Source organism: Ramlibacter sp. (assembly GCF_035548915.1).
Classification (GTDB): domain Bacteria; phylum Pseudomonadota; class Gammaproteobacteria; order Burkholderiales; family Burkholderiaceae_C; genus Ramlibacter.
This window is the reverse complement of record NZ_DASZSE010000038.1, coordinates 36,982-57,866: the sequence shown is the minus strand read 5'-3', so window position 1 is coordinate 57,866 and position 20,885 is coordinate 36,982. Positions and strand designations below refer to the sequence as shown.

Below are 20,885 nucleotides of genomic sequence, written 5' to 3'. Positions count from 1 at the left end.
GCGAGTGGGAACCTTCAGCGGTTTGACCGTGGGGAGCGGCGATGCCTTTCGGGCCTTCATGACAGAGTGCAAGGTAGACTTTTCGAGAGGCTACAACACCTGACCGAGAAACTGCCGCAGGCGCTCGGATCCCGGGTTGTCGAAGAAGGTACCGGGCGGGTGCATTTCGACCAGCTTGCCACAATCCATGAACGCCACCTGGCTCGCCACCTGCCGTGCGAAGCCCATTTCGTGGGTCACGCAAACCATCGTCATACCTTCCTCGGCGAGCTGGATCATGACGTCCAGGACTTCCTTCACCATCTCAGGGTCGAGCGCGGAAGTGGCCTCATCGAACAGCATCAGGTCGGGCCGCAGGCAAAGTGCGCGCGCGATGGCGACGCGTTGCTGTTGGCCCCCTGAAAGCTGCGCTGGATACGATGCGGCCTTGCCGTCCATGCGCACCCGTGCGAGAAATTCCATGGCCGTCTTCTTCGACTCGGCCTTGCCGCGCTTCAATACCCAACGCTGCGCGAGCGTGCAGTTTTCCAGGACCGTCAAGTGGGGAAAGAGGTTGAACTGCTGAAACACCATCCCGACATGCGCGGCTGGCGGCAGGTGACCGCCGGAGACGGGCTCGCCCTGGATATGAACGGAGCCCGACTGGTAAGGCTCGAGTCCACTGATGCAGCGTACGAGTGTCGACTTGCCGGACCCTGAAGGCCCGCAGATCACCAAGCGTTCGCGCGACTTGATCTGCAGGTTGATCGAATTCAGGACTTGGCTCGCGCCGAACCACTTGGAAACGTTCTGCAGACGGACCACGTCTCCGGCTTGCGTATTCATGCAACTTCCACGGCGCTACCACGCAGGTGCGCGAAGATTTTCGAGGCAGGACTCCCGGGCCATGCGAGGAGCTTGCCCCCGGAGACACGCTCGCGGCCGTAGACGATCCACGCATCGTCCACCGAGCCGATGAACTCCTCGACCTCGAAGCGCTCCGGATCCTCCGCCGCCACGGAAGCGTATGTGAGCCCGCGCGCGAAGCGTCCTTCGCGAAGACCCTGCGCAACGGCGACCACGGTCGGCATGGAGACGACCTCGCCCCAGCGAGCCGGATCGGTGTAGTCGCGCGTGGGATTCATCAGCGCGATGGACGTCGGGGGAGGTGCACGGCGGTCGCGAATGACGGCGAGGTCACGGCTCGGCGAGATGAAGGTGTCGATGACATACAAGCCTTGCGAGTAGCGCGCGACCGTGTCGACCGTCTCCGGATGAACCGCGCATTGCAGCATGAAGTCGGCGCTGCCATCCAGGATGCGCGCCGAGCCTTCGGCAAAGGTCTTGAAGAATTCGATGCTGGCCTTGCCTTCCAGTCCCTGGAACTGAACGTAGCGTTCGACGACGAGCTGGTGGTTGCTGCCGACGGGGCCGAGGGTGATGAACTTGATCAAGCAATACTCCTGTGAAATTCAAGCAATGGCGAATGCACGCTCGGCGCTTCGCAATACGACCATCAAGACGTAGTTGATGACGAGGTAGCCGGCGCCAGCGGCAAGGAAGGATTCGTAAGGGGCGTAGGTCTGAGATGCGAGAAGGCGAGCGCTGCCCGTCAATTCGATCAAGGTGACCGTGCTCGCGAGCGACGTGGCCTTGCAAGTCAGGATCACTTCGTTGCTGTAGGCGGGCAATGCGGTGCGGATTGCCAGCGGAAGTTCGACAGTCCACAGACGGGCAAAGCGCGTCAAACCGAGCACTCTCGCAGCTTCACTTAGGCCCGGGGGAATCGCGGCCAATGCTCCCGCAAGGTTCTTCGCCGTGTACGCTGCCGAGTTGAGCCCCAGAGCGATGACGGTGCACCAGAACGGGTCCCGCAACACGGGCCACAGAAAAGAGTGGCGAAGAAGGTCGAACTGGCCCCCGCCGTAGTAGAGAAGGAAGACCTGCACGAGCGATGGTGTGCCGCGAAAGATCCCGATGTAGCCATGCGCGAAAACTCGCAAGCCGAGGTGTTTCGAGTTCTTCGCCAACGCAAGCGGCAGTGCGAGCAGCATGCCGAGCAGCAGAATTGCGGCGGTGAGCTTGATCGTCAGCGCTGCACCCTTCAGCAGCGCCGGAAGACCCGACCAGACGACGTCGAAGTCCAGCATGGTCAGGCCCTGGCGTGTCGGGATGCTCTGCGCTCCGACGCCTCGAGCAACAGTGTGGCCGCCGTGGTGAAGAGCAGGTAGATGAGGGCCACCGCAAGGTAGACCGTGAATGGCTGGCGCGTCGCGCCAGATGCTTCGGCAGCCTTGCGCATCAACTCGTCGCAACCGATAACGGAAACGAGCGAGGTCTGTTTCAGCAAAACGATGGCCTGGTTGCCGAACGGCGGCAGCCCGGTGCGTAGCGCCTGCGGTGCAAGGATGGTCAGGAACGCTTGAAAACGGGTGAGTCCTAGCACCGCGGCCGCTTCGGACTGAGTGCGCGGAACTGCCTGCACGGCTCCGCGAAATATTTCGGACGCGAAGGCCCCGAAAGACAGTGCGAGTGCAAAGGTGCCGGCGGCAAAAGCGTTCAAGTCGACTGGCCTGCCGGCGACGGCGTTGAGCGTTTGCGTGCCCCCGAAGTAGATGAGAAAGATGATCAGAAGGTCTGGAACGCCTCGGACAATCGCGGCATAGCCGAAACCGATCGCCCGCAGTGCACGAGGCTTTGCGAGCTGCAGCCAGCACCCGATTGCGCCGAAGAGGGCTCCGAAGAGTAGTGCGGCCAAGGCCAGTTCGATCGTTGTGATCGCACCCAGCCACAGCTGCCCGCCGAATCCCTGCAGGTCCATTTCCGATCTCGCCCTACATCAGCTTGAACGGGAAGTACTTGGCCGTGATGCGGTCGTACGTTCCGTCCGCCATGATCGCAGCCAGCGCACCATTGAGTTTGGCGAGGAGCTCGGGTGAGTTCTTCCGCACCGCGATGCCATTGCCGTCCCCCAGCAGCCCGCCCTGAAGGTTCGGCCCGATGAACTCGAAGTCCTTCGCTTCCGGGCGCTTCATGAAACCCACGTAGTAGGTCACCATGTTCCCGAGGATGTAGTCCACGCGTCCCGCGACGAGGTCGAGCTCCGCAGCTTGCGGCGTGTCGTAAAATTTGACGTCCGAGTCCTTGTAGTTGGCAGTCAGGTAGCCGGCCTGGATGGAGCCGCGCTGCACGCCGATCGTCTTGCCCTTGAGCGCCCCCGGCGACACATCCGGGGACGTGCCCTTGTGGGCCACGAAGCGGGAGATCGTGCTCTTGTACTTGTTCGTGAAGTCGACGCGCTTCTTGCGCTCTTCGGTGATCGCCATGCTGGCAACGATCGCGTCGTATTTCTGCGCGAGCAGGCCCGGAATGATGCCGTCCCAATCCTGCGCCGCGATTTCGCACTTCATCTTCAGTTTCTCGCAAATCGCATTGGCGATATCGACGTCCCAGCCTTGCAGCTGGCCTTGCGCGTCCTTGAATGACCAGGGTGGGTAGGTGCCCTCGGTCGCGACGCGAAGGACGTTCTGCGCCGCGGCGCTGAAGCAAAGAACCGTCGCCGAGACGAGCACCGCCAGGTGGCGGATGAAGCGGCGATCAAAAAGGCGGTATGTACTCATGGCCCACTCGCTGTTGAACAAGGCCTCATGATTCGCCGCGCTCCATGAGCGAGCAAGATGTGCATCACATGCAAGAAGCCTGTGCCGGCTGCAGCGGGGGTTCATGGGGAGCCCTCGGTATCGGTGCATAGGCCTGTTGCGAGACATGCAACAAACGCTCAAAACGAACATCCGAGGTGCGGGTTTTCCCTGACGAATTGCTCCTCGAAGAGCGAATGTTGCATGGGATTCACCGGGAGCGGCATGCGCAGTCGGATGCGCAATGGTCGGACTCTCGCGGCGCGATTGCATCCTGAGCACATCTTGTTCACAGATGAACTTGGCCGGACCATCTGCCACCCGCCAACGTGCCTGCCAGGAGTCGTCACTTGCCCCGACTGCACCCACTTCCCGAAGAGCTCGAGCCTATCGAGCGAGCAAGCCGCGACGAGATCGAAGCGCTGCAACTGCGGCGACTCCAGGCTACGCTGAAGCGGGCATACGAGAACGCGCCGCACTACCGAGCGGCCTTCGACGCCGCAGGAATACACCCCGAAGACTGCAGGTCGCTTGCCGACCTGGCCAAGTTCCCGTTCACAGGCAAGAAGGAACTGCGCGACAACTATCCTTTCGGGATGTTCGCGGTTCCCCGGGGGCGCTTGGCTCGCATTCACGCGTCCTCGGGCACCACGGGCAAGCCCACGGTCGTAGGCTACACCGCCGCGGACATCGAGACGTGGGCGACGCTCGTAGCCAGATCCATCCGAGCGGCCGGTGGAAGGGCCGGCGACATGGTTCATGTGGCTTACGGCTATGGCCTCTTCACCGGGGGGCTTGGCGCGCACTATGGGGCGGAGAAGCTCGGATGTGCGGTCGTGCCGATGTCGGGTGGCCAGACGGAAAAGCAGGTGCAGCTGATCTGCGACTTCAAGCCGGACATCATCATGGTCACGCCCAGCTACATGCTGAACCTGATCGAGGAATTCGAACGGCAAGGGCTCGATCCTGCGCGTTCGTCGCTCACGATCGGCATCTTTGGCGCCGAACCCTGGACAGATGCGATGCGCGCCGAGATCGAATCTCGCGCGGGCATCGACGCCGTCGACATCTACGGGCTTTCCGAAGTGATGGGGCCCGGGGTCGCGAACGAGTGTGTCGAATCGAAGGACGGTCCCGTGATCTGGGAAGACCACTTCCTGCCGGAGATCATCGATCCCGAGACAGGCGAGGTGTTGCCCGACGGTGCGGAAGGCGAACTGGTCTTCACGTCGCTCACGAAGGAGGCGATGCCCGTCATCCGCTATCGGACACGCGACCTCACGCGGCTCTTGCCTCCGACATCCCGGTCCATGCGCCGGATGGCCAAGATCACCGGCCGCAGCGACGACATGCTGATCATTCGAGGCGTGAACGTGTTCCCGACGCAGGTCGAAGAGCTGATCCTGAAGAACGAATCGCTCGCACCGATCTATCAGCTCGTGATCTCCCGCGAGGGGCACATGGACAACCTCGAGGTGCTGGTCGAAGCGCGACCCGCGGTGAAGGTCGAGATCACGCGCGCGGGTGCCGACCTCGAACACGCCATCAAGTCATTCATCGGCGTAAGTGCGAAGGTGCGAGTCCTCTCCGTGGGTGAGGTGGAGCGCACTTCGACCGGCAAGGCGCGCCGCGTGGTGGACAAGCGGCCGAAGGTTGTTCCGGCCTCCTGACCCTGTCTATCCGAGCACCAGCGCGTCGTCGGAAATCGTTTCACCGCGCGTGCGCCGCACGATCGTGTCGGAACCCGAGACCTCCGAGCACCTGAAAAAGCAGGGCCTGGCGCCCACCGGCGAGACCGCGCAGCAATTCGAGGCCTTCCTGAAGAAAGAAGCGGTGACGGTGGGCCGGCTGATTGCGGCAGCGGGTATTTCGCCGCAGTAGGCGCGCGCGGCGGCCGGTGTCGCGATTCGGACGCAAGCATCACTTCCCGCTTCGCCTCACCACGCCCAGATGCTGTCCGAGCTCCTGCTCCTCGATCTCCAGATCCAGCGCCGCGCGGCTGCACGCATCGAGTTCGTGCGCGAGCAGCTGCGTGGCATGCATCGCACCGGCTTCGCCCGCCGACTCAGCCGCCAGGCTCGGCGCGGCTTCGCGTTCGGCCACGAAGCTGCCGTACTGCCGCTGCCAGCGCGACCGCGCCTGCGCCAGATCGGAATCGATCATCGCAAGCAAGGCCTCGCGCTTGACCGTCACGCGCTGGCCGAGGCGGCAGGTCTCCTGCGCGGCGTCGGCCGCCTGCTGCAGGCGCCGCAACTCGGTGCCGAACCTGTCGGCCCGCTCGACGAGCACTCGCAGCTTCTGCACCGATTCGCCGTCGCTCGGCACGGGGCTCGACGTGAGTCCCTTCCACATTTGCCGCAGCCACCGCTCGGTGCGCACGAGCACCTCGGCCAGCCGCTGCTCCTCGATGCCGATTTCCAGCAGAATCTTCCGCTTTTGCGACAGGTGCGTCGCATGCACGCGGCCCACCTCGCCGGCACGCTGCGACACGACTTCGCCGCACGCCAGCACGCGCTGGTAGCGCGCGACCACGGGCGCCGCATGATCGCGCGTCCTGCCCGCGAGGCGCGACCGCCAGCCGTTCGACGCTTCATCCGGCCCGACATCGTCCTCATGAAGAGCGCCGGCCATGGCTCGCACGGCCTGCAGCAAGAGGGCGACTTCGCACTCGAACGCGAGCTCCTCGAAGCGTGACTGCAGTTCGCGCAGGCGCCCATCGATCGGCAGCGCGGCCTGTACGAGCGTGCGGTGAATCCACGCGCCCAGCACGTGCGGCGGCTGCCGATCGGCCGGGTCGGCCTGGCCTTCCGCGTCGACGGGCTGGCCCGAGCCGGAGGTCCGCTGCATGGCGCTTCGCTTCGGTCAGTGCGGCCCGAGTGGCGTAGGCACCGTGTCGCCGATGGGGGTGTCGCCACCCGGCGGCAGCCCCGGAACCGGCGGGACCGATCCGAACTCGGAGAAGGACATCGAGCTTGCGAATGGCGCAGCCTCGGCTTCCTTCGCGCGCCGGCGCGCCGCCTGCAGCCGCTGGGCATCCGCCAGACGCTCCTCGGTCGTGATGCTGCCCGCGAAGTAGAGCGCCATGAGCGCCTGCGTGAGCTGCCGCTCGGCGAAGCCGATCTGCGCCTGCAACTGCGCGAAGGTGAGAGGCTGCGCCGAGAGCGTCGAAAGCACGGCCAGGTGCGCGTCCTTCAGCGAGCGGCGCTGCACGGCCGGCGCCTTGCGGAAATAGATCGTGCGCTGGCGGTACTTCGCCGGCAGCAGGTCATCTTCGTTGCGCAGCGCGTACTGCCACATCATCTCCGCGAAGCTGATGCGCCGGAAGTGCGGCGGCATCGCCGACGCGGATTCGGGGCGGCTACTCCACACCGCTTCCTGCAACTCGGATGCGGCGAGGTCCGGGGCGAGCCCGACGTCGCGATGCGAATCGATGATCGCGACCAGAACACCATTGCGCACGATGTGATAGACGGTGGACGTGAGCGAATGGCGGCGCGCCACGATCTCGCCGGCGACGGCAAGCTGGGTGGCGAGCGGCCTCAGCAGCGTCTCGAACGTGACCAGCACCTCGGCCACGCTCGGCGCCGAGTGAGGATCGAACGTGAAAGGAGGCGAGACGGCGGCGTTGCCGAGCGGCAGGGTGAATGCCATCGGCCGGCCCATCTCCTGCAGGTTGAGCAGCACGGCCGGCTTCTGCGGGTCCGCCGACGGGACGCGCACCAGGTGATTGCGCGCGGGCTGCGCATGCGTGCCGTTCACCCAGAGCGCATCGGCTTCGAGGTAGGTCCAGGGCTGCCACCGAAGACTCTGGCTTCGTGTCTTCAGAAGGTCGACAAGGTAACGCTCGTCGGCAAAACCGATGAACCCCATCCGCAGCAGCGGTGCAACCATCTTTCTCTTCTCCGAATTTGTACATCTTGTTACACAAATCGGAAAAGTGCAAGAGCCTTCCGATCGGCCGTCGCGAAAGGCCCACTTCCGTATCGTTCACCCTTGCGCTGAATCGGACGAAAGTCTTCAGCCTTCGATGGCGGTTGAAGGCTCGAGGCCGGGCAGTGGCGGGCCCGAACGGCGGAATTCGTCCTCGCTCATCACCGCCATCACGGCGTCCACCTCCCGATCGAGCAGCAATGCGGCCACCCGCGAGCGGGTGCGGTCGAGCGGCATCTTCCATTCGCGGCCGGATGCATCGATGGTCTGCGTCGCGGAGGTGATCCAGCAGCGTCGTCCCGCCGCCGCGAGTTCGGCGCAGCGGCGGCGAGCGGATTGCAGCGCGGCTTCGTCTCCCACGAACAGTTCGACGGGGATGCGTCCCTGGTCGGGCAGCAGCTCTTCGAGGTAGCGCCCGAGGTTCGAACGCGAGATGTCCCCGCCGCCCAGGAGCGGGGCGAAGTTCACTTCGTTGATGATCGCGCGCGACGCATGCCACGCGGCGGAGATGTCTTCGCAGATGATGTCGATGCCCGCGACCTCCAGGTCGAAGAGGGCCGATGCACGGCGCGCGATCTCGAGGTTGTCGGGGTGGACGATGGCGCTCACGTCCTCGTCGACTCCGCCGTCGGCCGTGGACTCGATGCGCCTCAAGGGCACGCGCTGCCCCTGGGCGGGCACGGAGGAGGGGGAGAAGCCCGCCGCGGCCATCGCGGCGAGCGCGGGCGGGTCCATCGGCTGGATGCCCGACCGCCGCCACGGCGGCTGGCGGCGATCCGCCTGCACGGCGTGGTGGATGAGCTGCTCGACGCTCGCCTCGCCATCGCCCTGCACGGACATCGGCAGGCGCTTCACGGCATAGAGCAGCTGCCCGCGCAACATGAAGAGGCGGTGGCACACGCCCGGGACCTGCTGCTCCACGATGACGAGGTTGCGCGTGGAGCCATCGTTGGCTCTCTCGACGGCGGACACGAGCGCCTCATCGTCGGCGACGTCCACCGTCACGCCTTCACCGCGGTCCCGGTCGCCCGGCTTCACCACCACCGGCCAGCCGAGCTTTCGCGCGGCCGCGAGAGCTTCTTCGGCGTCCTTCACGATGAAGTGCATGGGCGCGGGCAGGCCGCCCGTCTTCAGCAGCCGCGCGGTGTCGACCTTGTTCTGCGCGAGCCGCGCGCCCATCGCGGAATCCGCTCCCGTCGTGCTGCGGTCCACCCGGCAGGCGCTGCTGCCCCAGCCGAGCTGGTAGATGCCGCTGCCCAGATGCGTGAAGGGAATGCCGATCGCATGCGCGGCACGCAGCACGGGCACGGTGGACTTGCCGCCGGGCACCATGCGCTTGATGCGCGAGAGGATGGGCTTCTCCAGGCCTTCGAAGAATTGCGCGATGCTCGCATCGTCGACCGGGCGCGAGCGGGCCCAGTGACACAGGCGCATGGAGCCGCTCACGACGATCTCGCCGACCGCGCGCGGTACGTATTCGACGAACGGCATCAGGACGGCCGCATGCCATTTGCCTTCGGCCTCCGAGACGGCCGTCAGCGACACGATGCGCGGCAGCTCCAGCGCGGGCAGGCGCGAGCCCTGCATGATTTCCAGGGAGAGGAGCAGGGTGCGCCAAAGCCACGGCGCGGGCCACGCGGCTGCATCGGCTTGCCGCAGCACACCGGCATCGATGCCCATCGGGCCGCCGAGCCATTCGTCGAGCAAGTCGAGCTCGGTGGGCGGCGGTGCGATGAAGCGGATTTCGGTGCGCTGCTGCTGCTGGGAAAACGCACGGGCGGCGCCCGGGTCGAAGGAGGACATGGGATTCGGGAATCGGGAATCGAAAATCGGCGAAGCCAAAGCGTCCGATGGTACGCGAGGCCCGCCCGCGCGAAGCGAGGGCGGGCGCCGAAGGCCGGAATGCGAAAGCCGGAACGCGTGCTACGAAGGCTGCCGGGCCGCCTGCACCATCTTCATCGCCGAAGCGATCAGCGTCGAGACGTTTTCCATTCCGCTCGGAACGATCAGGGTCGTGGTCGCGTCCGCCGCCACCTTGCTGAAGGCGTCGACCGCGCGCTCCGCCACCCTCAGCTGCACGGCCTGCTCGCCGCCGGGCTGCCGGATCGAGTCGGCCACCTTGCGAATGGCCTCGGCGCTCGCTTCGGCCACGGCCAGGATCGCGGCCGCCTGGCCCTGCGCCTTGTTGATCTCGGCCTGCTTCTCGCCTTCGGAGCGGGCGATGAACGCTTCTCGCTCGCCGGTGGCGATGTTGATCTGCTCCTGACGCCGGCCCTCCGAGGCCGCGATCAGGGCGCGCTTTTCGCGCTCGGCGGTGATCTGCGCCTGCATCGCGTGCAGGATCTCCTTCGGCGGCGTGAGGTCCTTGATCTCGTAGCGCAGGACCTTCACTCCCCAGTTCAGGGCCGCCTCGTCGATCGCCTGGACCACCTGGGCATTGATGATGTCGCGCTCCTCGAAGGTCTTGTCCAGCTCCAGTTTGCCGATGACGCTGCGCAGCGTGGTCTGCGCGAGCTGCGTGATGGCGACGACGTAGTTGGATGAGCCGTAGCTCGCCCGCATCGCATCCGTGACCTGAAAGTAGAGGATGCCGTCGACGGAGAGTTGCGTGTTGTCGCGGGTGATGCAGATCTGGCTGGGCACGTCCAGCGGAATCTCCTTCAGGCTGTGCTTGTAGGCCACGCGATCGATGAAGGGCACGAGGATGTTCAGCCCCGGGGTGAGGGTGGCGTGAAAGCGGCCGAGGCGCTCCACGACCCACGCGTGCTGCTGCGGCACGACCTTGAGCGCCCGCACCACGAAGATGATGGCGATCACGAAAATGACGATTCCGATTTCCTGCATTCTTCTTCTCCTTCGAAGGAACAACGTTCCTCAGACCTTTTCGACGATCAGGCGGCTGCCCACGACTTCGCGCACCAGGTGCGCCCCCGTCCCCTCGGGCTGGCCCGTGGCGGAGGTGACCGTCCACTGGGCGCCGCGATACTTCACGCGCGCGGTGCCGTCGGGCTCCCAGCGCTCCACCTGCACCATCTCGCCGACGTCGAGGTTCACGTCGCGGTTGCCCGAGGCAGGGGCGGGCGGCACGCCACCGCGCCGCAGATGCCATGCGGCCACGGCGCCCGAACCGATGGCCGCCGCCGCGACGAGCTGCGTGGCGATGCCCGCACCCAGGTGCGCCGCCACCGCGCCCGCGGCCAGGCCGATGGCCACCATCAGCAGATAGAAAGTGCCGGTGAGCAGCTCGATGGCCACGGCTCCCCCGGCAATCAGCCACCAGAACGTCGAATCGTCCATGCCGCTCGCTCCTCTTCCGTTCGCGACGACCTGATTGTGCAGCCCCGATCTGTCTAAATCAATTTAGACATAAATGGACAGACGATTGGACAGACTGCAAGACCCACTCAGAGAGGAAGTGTTGTCAGCACGATGCAGGTTGCTTGCACAATGATTAGACACTGTCTATGCTATGTCTAGGCATTTGTCTGGACAGAGGCGCATTTGCTCACCAGCAAGGAAGTCCTGGAGCGGACCGGCATCTCGCGGGCCACGCTCCACAACTACATCGCGACCGGCCTCGTGCAGCGGCCGGACGTCATGCCGCCGCATGAGCAAGATGGCGCCGCACCTCGCATCGGCTACTTCCCGGATTCGACGGTCGAGCGCATCGAAGAGATCCAGCGCCTGAAGCGCTCCGGCTGGAGCATCGCGCGGATCGCGCAACACTTCGCTGAGGCGCCTGCGAGCGGCGCGGTGCCGGAGTCCGGCGTCGCTCCGGCGGGCGCCGGCGCGCCGGTCCCCGTCACTCGGAGCGCGGCGGGCATGCCCGCCGCGCCGGGCGCCAGCCCGTCGATCCGCCACGTGGTCACGCTCGCGAGCACGCTGCAGGACGCGCCGCGCCTGTGGACACGCCTGCCCGCCATCGAATATTTCGAGCTCGTGGGGGAAGTCTGGGCCGAACTGGACCCGATCTTCCGCCGCCATGGCGGGACGGCGGGCAGGCATCCCGACGAGGGCCTCGTCAGCTACTTCTTCCCGCAGCCGGCCGCAAGCTACCTCTGGAACGCGCTGGCGGCCGCCGACGAGGCCCGCACCGCGATGCGAGCCTTGAGCCGCCGCTGGCAGATGCGCAAGGCCTGGGACTTCGAGCTGCACATGAATATCGGCATCGACGAGGGCCGCGACTGGGTCGGCTCGGCCGGCAACGCGGAACTGCGCGTGCTCGGAGACGCCGCGGATCGCGCGCTGCAGCTCTCGCGCTTGTGCCGCGACGGCGCGATCCTCGCCACCCGCGGCTTCGTCGGAAAGCTCACCGCCGCCGAGGGCGATCGGCTCACGTTCGGCGTGCCGCGAGACGGCGCACCGCCTCTGCTTTTCACATTCGCGCGGCTGCAGGACATCGCGGCTGCGGAGATGGTCCCCCCGCGGCTGGCCGAGCTCGCGGTGGCGCATGTGCTCGAACTCGGCCCGCGCGACGAGGCCCCGCCGGCCCCGCAGGCGCAGCAACCGACGCAGTAGAAGGAATTCGGCGATGCAGTGGCTGTTCACGACGATCCGAAGCGGTCTGGATATCCTTTTCAGCGTGCGCCGCTCGGGCCGGCTCGCTCCGGAGGAAGAAAAGATGCTCACGGAGGACATCCGCGCGGCCATGCTCGCCATGATGGAAGGCGGCGCGGGCCGCCCCGCGGCCGAGCCGGGCCGCGCGAGCCCTGCGGGCCACCACCTGGCGATGCAAAGCCGCACCGGCCGCACGGGCGTCTACGCCGCGGGGCTCGCGACACGCATCCGCTTCGCACCGGACGTGCAGGGGCTCTGGTTCTTGCGCAGCGAGTTGATGCGCTATCTCGCGAGCCGCCACGGCGAAGCGATCGCCCGCGAGCAGCTCGCCGCGCTCGGCGAGATGTTCAAGGACGCGCTGCCGGGCGCACTCAGGTCGCGGCCCAGTCCGCTCGCCGCGGCGGACGACAAGGCGTTTCGCGAGACGCAGCCGTAGACGAGCCGCCGCGCGTCGCAGCCGAGCCTCGCGGATTTCATACACTTCGCGCCTGTTGCGCCATTTTTCCCCGGGCGCCGAGGGCCCTCCCGATGAAGTTTCGCTTTCCGATCGTCATCATCGACGAAGACTACCGCTCCGAGAACACGTCGGGCCTCGGCATCCGCGCGCTCGCGCAGGCCATCGAAGCGGAGGGCATGGAGGTGCTGGGCGTCACGAGCTACGGCGACCTCTCGCAGTTCGCGCAGCAGCAAAGCCGCGCGAGCGCCTTCATCCTGTCGATCGACGACGAGGAATTCACCCCGGGCCCCGACCTCGACCCCGCGGTGCTGAACCTGAAGACCTTCATCGAGCAGGTGCGCCGCAAGAACGCCGACGTGCCGATCTACATCTACGGCGAAACCAAGACCTCGCGCCACCTGCCCAACGAGGTGCTGCGCGAGCTGCACGGCTTCATCCACATGTACGAGGACACGCCGGAGTTCATGGCGCGGCACATCATCCGGGAGGCCAAGAGCTACCTCGAAGGCATCCAGCCGCCATTCTTCAAGGCGCTGCTCGACTACGCCGAAGACGGTTCGTATTCCTGGCACTGCCCCGGGCATTCGGGCGGCGTCGCCTTCCTGAAAAGCCCCATCGGGCAGATGTTCCACCAGTTCTTCGGGGAGAACATGCTGCGCGCCGACGTGTGCAACGCGGTGGACGAGCTCGGCCAGCTGCTCGACCACACCGGACCGGTGGCGGCGAGCGAGCGCAACGCGGCGCGCATCTTCAATGCCGACCACTGCTTCTTCGTCACCAACGGCACGTCGACTTCGAACAAGATGGTGTGGCACCACGAAGTCGCCCCCGGTGACGTGGTGGTGGTGGACCGCAACTGCCACAAGTCGATCCTGCACTCGATCATCATGACGGGGTCGATTCCCGTCTTCCTGAAGCCGACGCGCAACCATTTCGGCATCATCGGCCCGATCCCGCAAAGCGAGTTCTCACCGGAATCGATCAAGGCGAAGATGCGTGCCAACCCGCTGCTCGCGGGCGTGGACCCGGACGAGGTGAAGCCGCGCATCCTCACGCTCACGCAATCCACGTACGACGGCGTGCTCTACAACACGGAGACCATCAAGTCCATGCTGGACGGCTACGTGGAGGCGCTGCACTTCGACGAAGCGTGGCTGCCGCACGCGGCGTTCCACCCGTTCTACGGCGCGTACCACGCGATGGGCAAGAAGCGCGCGCGGCCGAACAAGTCGCTCGTCTACTCGACGCAATCGATCCACAAGCTGCTCGCCGGGCTCAGCCAGGCGAGCCACGTGCTCGTGCAGGACGCGGTGGAAAACCGGCTCGACCGGCATCTCTTCAACGAAGCCTTCCTGATGCACACCTCGACGAGCCCGCAGTACGGGATCATCGCGAGCTGCGACGTGGCCGCCGCGATGATGGAGCCGCCCGGGGGCACCGCGCTCGTGGAGGAATCGCTCATGGAGGCGCTCGACTTCCGCCGCGCGATGCGCAAGGTGGACCAGGAGTACGGCCGCGACTGGTGGTTCAAGGTGTGGGGCCCGGACCGGCTCGCGGAGGAGGGCATCGGACGTGCCGACGAATGGATCATCAAGGGCGAGGCGCGCGCGGCCAAGTGGCATGGCTTCGGCCATCTCGCGGAGGGCTTCAACATGCTCGACCCGATCAAGGCGACCGTCGTGACGCCCGGGCTCGACCTGAACGGCAAATTCGCAAAGACGGGCATTCCCGCGTCCATCGTCACCAAGTTCCTCGCGGAGCACGGTGTGATCGTGGAGAAGACGGGCCTCTACAGCTTCTTCATCATGTTCACGATCGGCATCACCAAGGGCCGCTGGAACACGCTCCTCACGGCGCTGCAGCAGTTCAAGGACGACTACGCGAAGAACCAACCGATGTGGCGCATCCTGCCGGAGTTCTGCCAGCACTTCCCGCGCTACGAGCGCATGGGGCTTGCCGACTTGTGCCAGCACGTGCACGAGCTTTACGCCAAGTACGACATCGCGCGGCTTTCCACCGACATCTATCTGAGCGACCTGCAGCCGGCGATGAAGCCGAGCGACGCCTTTTCCCACATCGCTCACCGCAAGACCGAGCGCGTGGAGATCGACGAGCTCGAAGGCCGCGTGACCACGAGCCTCGTCACGCCGTACCCGCCGGGCATCCCGCTTCTGATCCCGGGCGAGGTATTCAACCGCAGGATCGTGGAGTACCTGAAGTTCTCGCGTGCGTTCAACGCGGAGTGCCCGGGGTTCGAGACGGATATCCACGGGCTGGTCGAGGAGCAGGGGCCCGACGGCAAGACGCGCTACTTCGCGGATTGCGTGAAGAACGGGGCGGCGTAGCGGCTGCCCGGCTCGGGCTTGCGTCGTGCGGGAACCGACCGAGCCGTGACGTTACTCAGGGGCTCCATCCATTGAAAGTCGAGGAGTTCCATGAGGCGCCAGTCATCCGTAGCTCGCAACGTTCCGGCAGCCCTGCCGTCCACAGGCGACGAGGCACGGCAGAGTGTCGGCGGCCGCCGCGCTTCGTGCTGTCCGTGCCTCGGGCCCAGGAAGCCGCAACCCGAGCCCACCGCCTCCGAGCGCGAAGCCGCCGCCTACATTGCGCAGTGGCGCCAGGCCCTCGCGGCATTGGAGGCTCGTGTCCGTGCCCAGACGAAGGCGCACGACCCCAACCTCCTGGATGCATTCACCGAGCTCAGAAGCCACGCGAAGAAAGCCGCCAACAAAGGGGTCGACTTCATGTTTCGCGCCATCGCCGAAGCGGACAGATGGACAAAGCTGAGCTACGCCGACCGGCACCCGGCCGGCATGGCGTTGGTCGCACTCGGAATCCTCGATTCCGCGCTGGACCCACTGGAAAAGTCCCAGCTGCTGAATTCCGACATCCAATACGTGATGGACGCGTTGCGGAAAATCGAAGGCGCGCACGATCGGGCCTGGAGCAACTTCCTGCTCGCGGAAATCGAAGATAAGTGGAAGCCCGTGAAGCACGTCGCCCTCATGGCGGAATTGGCGCGCCAAGCGAGAATGAGCGAAGAGGATCGCCAGGCGTGGATCCAGTACCGGACTAGCCTGATGTAACGGGCATTCTTCCGCACGCGCCGCCGACGTCCATCCCGGCATTTCCGCGATTCGTCGCGACTGCCCGCGTCCTGTCGCATCCCGCGTGCGGGCGACACACGCGATGCCTACATTCCTCCCATCGAGTGCCATCCCGGCGCGGAAGGAGGACAACAATGAAGGCATACCATTCGGACTACGACATCGACCGATTCCCGCTCGCCTCCGCGGTCGCGCGCGCTGTTGTCGGCATCGGCGTCGCGTCGATCTACGTGGCGTGCTGGGCCACTGCGGGGCCGGGCAACTGGGCAGCCGATCCGTGGGCGGGGGCGGACATCGCCCGGGTCACGCTGCCGCAGGTGACCGTGGTGGGCCGCCAGGACGGCGGGCCGGTCGCATCCGTCACCTGCGCGAAGGGCGCCTGACCGTCCATTGGGCCCTGTGAAGGCGGTGCGTCCCCGAGTCCGCGCAACGGGAATGACCGGGACGTGCCAGGAAATGCCTCGCAGATGGCACCACAATTGGCAGTAATCTCGCGTGACATGAATACCAGCAGCAAGACAGCCGAGCCGCCCGCGCGCCGTGCCCCGGTCATCGACTGGCTCGTGCAGCTCAACAGGCAGGTCTCCGGCTGGGCCGCCTCGGTGTCGTGGTGGCGGCTGATCGTCCTTTTCATCGTCATCCTGATCGCGGCAGGCGTCCTCTCCGACGTCCTCAACCTGAAGCACGAGCGCGTGAAGGTGATCGTGCCGGGCACCTCTTCTCATCGCAGGGACCCGGTCGTCACCATCGACAAGGACGGCATCCGCGTCGAGCCGCGCGGCGCGGTGGAGGTGCCGGCCATCCCGAAGCCGGGGGCTTCGGACAGCACGGACGCGACGCCGCCCGAGCCCGGCAGCTCGCGCGACGAGGAAGCCGAAGAAGACGAGCCGCAGCTCACCACGCGCCGCGTCATCACCTTCCGCGGCATCGTGGGCGATCTCGGCTCCGCGGTGCTCGTGCTGCTCTTTGCCTACCTCGTGGCGTCGAAGATCGTCGTGCGCAAGGTGGCGCAGGCCGACGAAAAAGTGCGCTCCGCCGTGCACGTGGCCGAGCGCGAGGCGATGGAGCGCCAGCTCGTGCAGGCGAGGCTGCAGGTGTTGCAGGCGCAGGTGGAGCCGCACTTTCTCTTCAATACGCTCTCGGCCGTCGACTACCTGATCGAGACCGACCCCGCGCGCGCGAGCCAGATGCAGAAGAAGCTGATCACGTACCTGCGCGGCGCCTTGCCCCAGATGCGGCAGGAGACGTCGACGCTCGGGCGCGAGATGCGCCTCGTGCGCTCCTATCTCGATCTGATCAAGATGCGAATCGAAGACCGCCTGGACATCGAGGTGAACGTCCCGGAGAGCCTCGAAGCGGCGGAATTCCCGCCGATGATGCTGCAGTCGCTCGTGGAAAACGCGATCAAGCACGGCATCGAGCCCAAGCCCGAAGGCGGCAAGGTGAGCGTGGGCGCGAAGGTCCAGGGCCAGCAGCTGTGGGTGGAAGTGCGCGACACGGGCGTGGGCGTCATCGATCCCGAGCAGCTCGAATCGCCGACCTCGGGCACGGGCATCGGCCTGCAGAACATCCGCGAGCGCCTGGCGATGCTCTATCCGGGCAAGGGCCGCCTCACCCTCATGTCCGATGACCGGCTCGGGACGGTCGTGCGCATCGGCGTGCCCTTCAAGTTGGCCGAGCCGAAGCCGGAGGAAGGCGCCGCGCGAGAGGAGAAAACAGCATGAGCGGAGGAAGCGGCGTGAGCGGAGGAAGCGCGAACGCCGCGCCACTGCGCGCGCTCATCGCCGACGACGAGCGCCTGCTGCGCGAGCAGCTGAAGTCGCGCCTTGCGAGCGTCTGGCCCGAACTCGAAGTGGTTGCCGAAGCGAGGGATGGCGCCGAAGCCGTCGACCGCGCCGACGCCTTGCGGCCGGACGTCGTCTTTCTCGACATCCGCATGCCGGGCCTCTCGGGCATCGAGGCCGCGCGGGAGATCCTCGCGCTGCCGCGCTGGCAAGGCGAGATCGTCTTCGTGACCGCGTACGACGAATACGCGATCGCCGCGTTCGAGCAGGGCGCGCTCGACTACCTGCTGAAGCCCGTGGAGCCGCAGCGCCTCGCGCAGACGGCGCAGCGGCTGAAGTCGCGCCTTGGGGCTTCGCGTGCGCCCGAGCGCATGCCGCCCGCGGAGCAGGAAGCCGCGCTGGATGCCGTGCTCGAGCGGCTCATGAAGCTGCAGCGCGGTCTCGAGACGGGCTCGGGGGCGCGGGCGCAACCGTTGCGCTGGATTCAGGCGACCGCCGGCAACACGACGAAGATGATCGACGTGAACGACGTGCTCTTCTTCCGTTCGGACGAGAAGTACACGCGCGTGCAGACGAAGGAAGCCGAGGCATTCATCCGGACACCGATCCGCGAGCTCGTGCCGCAGCTCGATCCGCAGCAGTTCTGGCAGATCCATCGCAGCGCAATCGTGAACCTGGGGGCCGTGAGCGCGATCACTCGCGACGACAGCGGCCGGCAGCGCGTGCATATCAGCGGGCATCCGGAAGTGCTGGAGGTGAGCCGCAGTTTCGCGCACCTGTTCAGGGGCGCTTAGTCATTCCAGCGCCATCGCCGTGTGGCTGAACCCCGCGTCGACGTACATGATCTCGGCCGTGACGCCGGCGGCGAGGTCGCTCAGCAGGAACGCCGCGGCATTGCCGACATCTTCGATCGTCACGTTGCGCCGAAGCGGTGCCTGCGCGGCGAATGCCGAGAGCAGCTTGCCGAAATCCTTGATGCCGCTCGCGGCGAGCGTCTTGATGGGCCCCGCGCTGATGCCGTTCACGCGGATCCCCTGCGGGCCCAGCGAGCCGGCGAGATAGCGCACCGAAGCTTCGAGCGAAGCCTTGGCGAGCCCCATCGTGTTGTAGTTCGGCACGATGCGTAGCGAGCCGAGATACGTGAGCGTGAGGAGCGCCGATTTCTCGTTCAGGTGCGGCAGCGCCGCTTTCGCCATCGCCGGGAAGCTGTAGGCGCTGATGTCGTGAGCGACGCGAAAGCTCTCGCGCGACAGGCCGTCGAGGAAATTCCCCGCGATCGCCTCGCGCGGCGCGAAGCCGATGCTGTGCACGAAGCCGTCGAATTTCGGCCAGGCCGCCGAGAGATCCTGGAAGAGACGTTCGATCTGCGCATCGTCGCCGACGTCGCAATCGAACACGAGGCTGGAGCCGAACTCGGCCGCGAACTCCGTGATGCGGTCCTTGAACCGGTCACCGACGTAGCTGAAAGCGAGCTGCGCGCCTTGCGCATGGCACGCGCGCGCGATGCCGTAGGCGATGGAGCGGTTGGACAGCACGCCCGTGATCAACAATTTTTTGCCGGTGAGGAATCCCATGGCTTGCCTGCTTGAAAAAGTCGGCAGAATTGTCGCATGCGTGCTCTGCTGCTGTTCTTCTCGAGCCTGCTGCTCGGCGGTGCGGGCTGGGCCGCGCCGGGTTATTCGGTCTGGGGCGACTTCAAGTATCCGCCCGGCTTCGATCACTTCGACTACGTCAACCCGAAAGCGCCCAAGGGCGGCGAGCTGCGGCTCGTGGCGGGCTCGCGCGTGTCGAACTTCGACAAGTACAACCCGTTCACGCTGAAGGGGCGGGAGCCTTCGTTTCTCGCAGACCTGCTGTTCGAGACGCTGCTCACGGGTTCGATGGACCAGAACGACGCGGCCTATGGCCTCCTCGCCGAAGACGTGGAGGTCGCGCCCGATCGCATGTCCGCGACATTCCGGCTGCGCAAGGAAGCACGCTTCCAGAACGGCGACCCGGTGCGCGCCGCGGACGTCAAGTACAGCTACGAGACGCTCATCTCCAAGTACGCCGCGCCGCAATACGCGACGGTGTTCGCGGACATCGCGGGCTGCGACGTCGTCGACGAGCGCACGGTGCGATTCCGGTTCAAGAAGAACGACCGTCAGCTGCCGCTCGTGGCGGGCGGCATTCCGGTGTTCAGCCCGAAATGGGGCGCGGGCAAGACGTTCGATCAGGTCGTGACCGACACGCCGATCGGAAGCGGCCCGTACAGGATCGGCCCGGTGCGCTTCGGCAAGGACATCACGTACGTGCGCGATGCGGCTTACTGGGCGAAGGACCTGAACGTGCGTCGCGGCATGGTGAACTTCGATCGCATCACCGTGAAGATCTACCGCGACAACACCGCGCAGCTCGAGGCGCTGAAGGCGGGCGAGTTCGACCTGATGGAGTTCTTCTCCGCCGGCGACTGGAACCGCAGGCTCAACGGCCGGCGCATCGAGCGCGGCGAACTCGTGAAGTCGCCGTTTCGCCACCGGCGGCCGGACGGCTGGTACAGCTACATGTTCAACCTGCGCCTCGCGAAATTCCAGGACCGGCGCGTGCGCATGGCCATCGAGCTCGCGATGGACTACGAATGGATGAACCGCATGCTCTTTCGCGGTTCGTACACGCGCGTGAAGGGCATCTTCGGCAACACCGACTGCGAGGCCAACGGGCTGCCGTCGAAGGAAGAACTCGCGCTCATCGACCCCTTCCGCAACGTCCTGCCACCGGACACCTACGGTCCGATGGCGATACCGCCGAGCACGGCACCGCCGAATTCGCTTCGTGAAAACCTGCGCCGGGCAGACGCGCTGCTGAACGAGGCCGGCTGGACCCTGAGCCATGGCGTGAGGCGCAACGCGAAGGGGGAGGCGCTCACGATCGAGCTGCTCGACACGCCGGAAGCCAAGAGCGCGACCACGCTTGCCTCGTGGCAGCGCGCGCTCGAAAAGCTCGGCATCGAACTGCGCCTGCGCGAAGTGGACTGGGCGCTGTACCAGGAGCGCATCGACAACCGGCAGTTCGAGTTGATCGGCCTGTCCATCCCCGGGACGCACTTTCCCGGATCGGACTACGTGGAGTTCTTCGGCAGCAAGGCGGCCGACACGGTCGGATCGAGCAACTGGATGGGGATCAAGAGCCCGGCGATCGACGCGCTGCTGAATCGCCTCACCGGCGCCGACCGGCGCGAGGAATTCCTCGCGGCGTGCCGCGCGCTGGACCGCGTGATCGCGCACGGCCACTACATGGTGCCGGCCTGGACCACGCGCGAGACGCGCATCGCCTACGATGCCTGGCGGCTCGAGCGGCCCGGCGAAGTGCCGCCATATCCGCCCGAAGGCGTCGCCTACATGGGCTGGCCGATGTTCACCTGGTGGGCGCGCAATCCGCCGATCACGAAATAGCC

Annotated in this window: 21 protein-coding genes; 10 read left to right on the top strand and 11 right to left on the bottom strand. The window is 66.0% G+C overall.

The features are described from left to right. Window positions 1-90: 90 nt before the first annotated feature. The 5 genes from VHA82_RS14335 to VHA82_RS14315 are packed head-to-tail and all read right to left on the bottom strand — an operon-like array spanning window position 91 to window position 3,599. The gene (locus tag VHA82_RS14335) at window positions 91-825 is read right to left on the bottom strand and encodes an amino acid ABC transporter ATP-binding protein (RefSeq protein ID WP_325544808.1); all 735 of its coding nucleotides are present in this window, start codon (window positions 823-825) and stop codon (window positions 91-93) included. After that, a complete protein-coding gene (locus tag VHA82_RS14330) occupies window positions 822-1,433 on the bottom strand; it encodes a hypothetical protein (RefSeq protein ID WP_325544806.1) in 612 nt (203 codons plus the stop codon). The genes VHA82_RS14335 and VHA82_RS14330 overlap by 4 nt, the downstream gene beginning before the upstream one ends. Window positions 1,434-1,451: 18 nt before the next feature. Further along, entirely contained in the window at window positions 1,452-2,129 is a 678-nt protein-coding gene (locus VHA82_RS14325; protein WP_325544804.1) for an ABC transporter permease subunit, read from the bottom strand. 2 nt (window positions 2,130-2,131) lie between these two features. Next, on the bottom strand, window positions 2,132-2,800 hold the full coding sequence (locus VHA82_RS14320; RefSeq protein WP_325544802.1) for an ABC transporter permease subunit: 669 nt from the start codon (window positions 2,798-2,800) through the stop codon (window positions 2,132-2,134). A gap of 13 nt (window positions 2,801-2,813) precedes the next feature. Then, on the bottom strand, window positions 2,814-3,599 hold the full coding sequence (locus VHA82_RS14315; RefSeq protein WP_325544800.1) for an ABC transporter substrate-binding protein: 786 nt from the start codon (window positions 3,597-3,599) through the stop codon (window positions 2,814-2,816). Between the two features lie 368 nt (window positions 3,600-3,967). On the opposite strand from VHA82_RS14315, the gene paaK reads away from it, so the two are divergent. Then, window positions 3,968-5,287 (top strand): phenylacetate--CoA ligase PaaK, encoded by a 1,320-nt coding sequence (gene paaK, locus VHA82_RS14310; protein WP_325544798.1) that lies wholly within the window; start codon window positions 3,968-3,970, stop codon window positions 5,285-5,287. A 49-nt stretch (window positions 5,288-5,336) separates the two neighbouring features. Beyond that, window positions 5,337-5,498, top strand: a complete 162-nt coding sequence (locus VHA82_RS14305; protein WP_325544796.1) for a hypothetical protein — start codon at window positions 5,337-5,339, stop codon at window positions 5,496-5,498. Window positions 5,499-5,537: 39 nt separating this feature from the next. On the opposite strand, the gene VHA82_RS14300 is transcribed toward VHA82_RS14305, so the two are convergent. From VHA82_RS14300 to VHA82_RS14280, 5 genes are all read right to left on the bottom strand, one after another. Then, entirely contained in the window at window positions 5,538-6,464 is a 927-nt protein-coding gene (locus tag VHA82_RS14300) for a hypothetical protein (protein WP_325544794.1), read from the bottom strand. A 15-nt stretch (window positions 6,465-6,479) separates the two neighbouring features. After that, window positions 6,480-7,508: a hypothetical protein gene (locus VHA82_RS14295; protein ID WP_325544792.1), complete on the bottom strand. Its 1,029-nt coding sequence runs from the start codon at window positions 7,506-7,508 to the stop codon at window positions 6,480-6,482. Between the two features lie 126 nt (window positions 7,509-7,634). After that, window positions 7,635-9,350: a hypothetical protein gene (locus VHA82_RS14290; protein WP_325544790.1), complete on the bottom strand. Its 1,716-nt coding sequence runs from the start codon at window positions 9,348-9,350 to the stop codon at window positions 7,635-7,637. A gap of 120 nt (window positions 9,351-9,470) precedes the next feature. Continuing rightward, window positions 9,471-10,391, bottom strand: coding sequence for a stomatin-like protein (locus tag VHA82_RS14285; protein ID WP_325544788.1), 921 nt, complete (start codon window positions 10,389-10,391; stop codon window positions 9,471-9,473). Window positions 10,392-10,421: 30 nt separating this feature from the next. Then, window positions 10,422-10,844 carry an NfeD family protein gene (locus VHA82_RS14280; protein ID WP_325544786.1) on the bottom strand — a complete coding sequence of 141 codons (423 nt, stop codon included), beginning with the start codon at window positions 10,842-10,844 and terminating at the stop codon, window positions 10,422-10,424. A gap of 204 nt (window positions 10,845-11,048) precedes the next feature. Here VHA82_RS14280 and VHA82_RS14275 point away from each other — a divergent pair, with 204 nt between their 5' ends. The 7 genes from VHA82_RS14275 to VHA82_RS14245 all read left to right on the top strand — a co-directional run bounded on the left by VHA82_RS14275 (window position 11,049) and on the right by VHA82_RS14245 (window position 18,246). Further along, complete coding sequence (locus VHA82_RS14275) at window positions 11,049-12,065, top strand: MerR family transcriptional regulator (RefSeq protein WP_325544783.1); 1,017 nt, start codon at window positions 11,049-11,051, stop codon at window positions 12,063-12,065. Between the two features lie 13 nt (window positions 12,066-12,078). Further along, complete coding sequence (locus tag VHA82_RS14270) at window positions 12,079-12,540, top strand: hypothetical protein (protein WP_325544781.1); 462 nt, start codon at window positions 12,079-12,081, stop codon at window positions 12,538-12,540. A 92-nt stretch (window positions 12,541-12,632) separates the two neighbouring features. Beyond that, a complete protein-coding gene (locus VHA82_RS14265) occupies window positions 12,633-14,906 on the top strand; it encodes an arginine/lysine/ornithine decarboxylase (protein WP_325544779.1) in 2,274 nt (757 codons plus the stop codon). Window positions 14,907-15,305: 399 nt separating this feature from the next. Further along, on the top strand, window positions 15,306-15,647 hold the full coding sequence (locus VHA82_RS14260) for a hypothetical protein (RefSeq protein WP_325544777.1): 342 nt from the start codon (window positions 15,306-15,308) through the stop codon (window positions 15,645-15,647). Window positions 15,648-15,802: 155 nt separating this feature from the next. After that, window positions 15,803-16,051, top strand: a complete 249-nt coding sequence (locus VHA82_RS14255; protein WP_325544775.1) for a hypothetical protein — start codon at window positions 15,803-15,805, stop codon at window positions 16,049-16,051. A 117-nt stretch (window positions 16,052-16,168) separates the two neighbouring features. Further along, the gene (locus tag VHA82_RS14250; protein ID WP_325544773.1) at window positions 16,169-17,392 is read left to right on the top strand and encodes a sensor histidine kinase; all 1,224 of its coding nucleotides are present in this window, start codon (window positions 16,169-16,171) and stop codon (window positions 17,390-17,392) included. Further along, the gene (locus VHA82_RS14245; protein ID WP_325544771.1) at window positions 17,389-18,246 is read left to right on the top strand and encodes a LytTR family DNA-binding domain-containing protein; all 858 of its coding nucleotides are present in this window, start codon (window positions 17,389-17,391) and stop codon (window positions 18,244-18,246) included. Before VHA82_RS14250 ends, VHA82_RS14245 begins: the two co-directional genes overlap by 4 nt. Here VHA82_RS14245 and fabI read toward each other — a convergent pair whose 3' ends face one another. Continuing rightward, the gene (fabI, locus tag VHA82_RS14240; protein WP_325544769.1) at window positions 18,247-19,026 is read right to left on the bottom strand and encodes an enoyl-ACP reductase FabI; all 780 of its coding nucleotides are present in this window, start codon (window positions 19,024-19,026) and stop codon (window positions 18,247-18,249) included. It lies immediately after the preceding gene. Window positions 19,027-19,062: 36 nt separating this feature from the next. Between fabI and VHA82_RS14235 the strand changes: the two genes are divergently transcribed. Further along, complete coding sequence (locus tag VHA82_RS14235; protein WP_325544767.1) at window positions 19,063-20,883, top strand: extracellular solute-binding protein; 1,821 nt, start codon at window positions 19,063-19,065, stop codon at window positions 20,881-20,883. The last annotated feature ends 2 nt before the right edge of the window (window positions 20,884-20,885 follow it).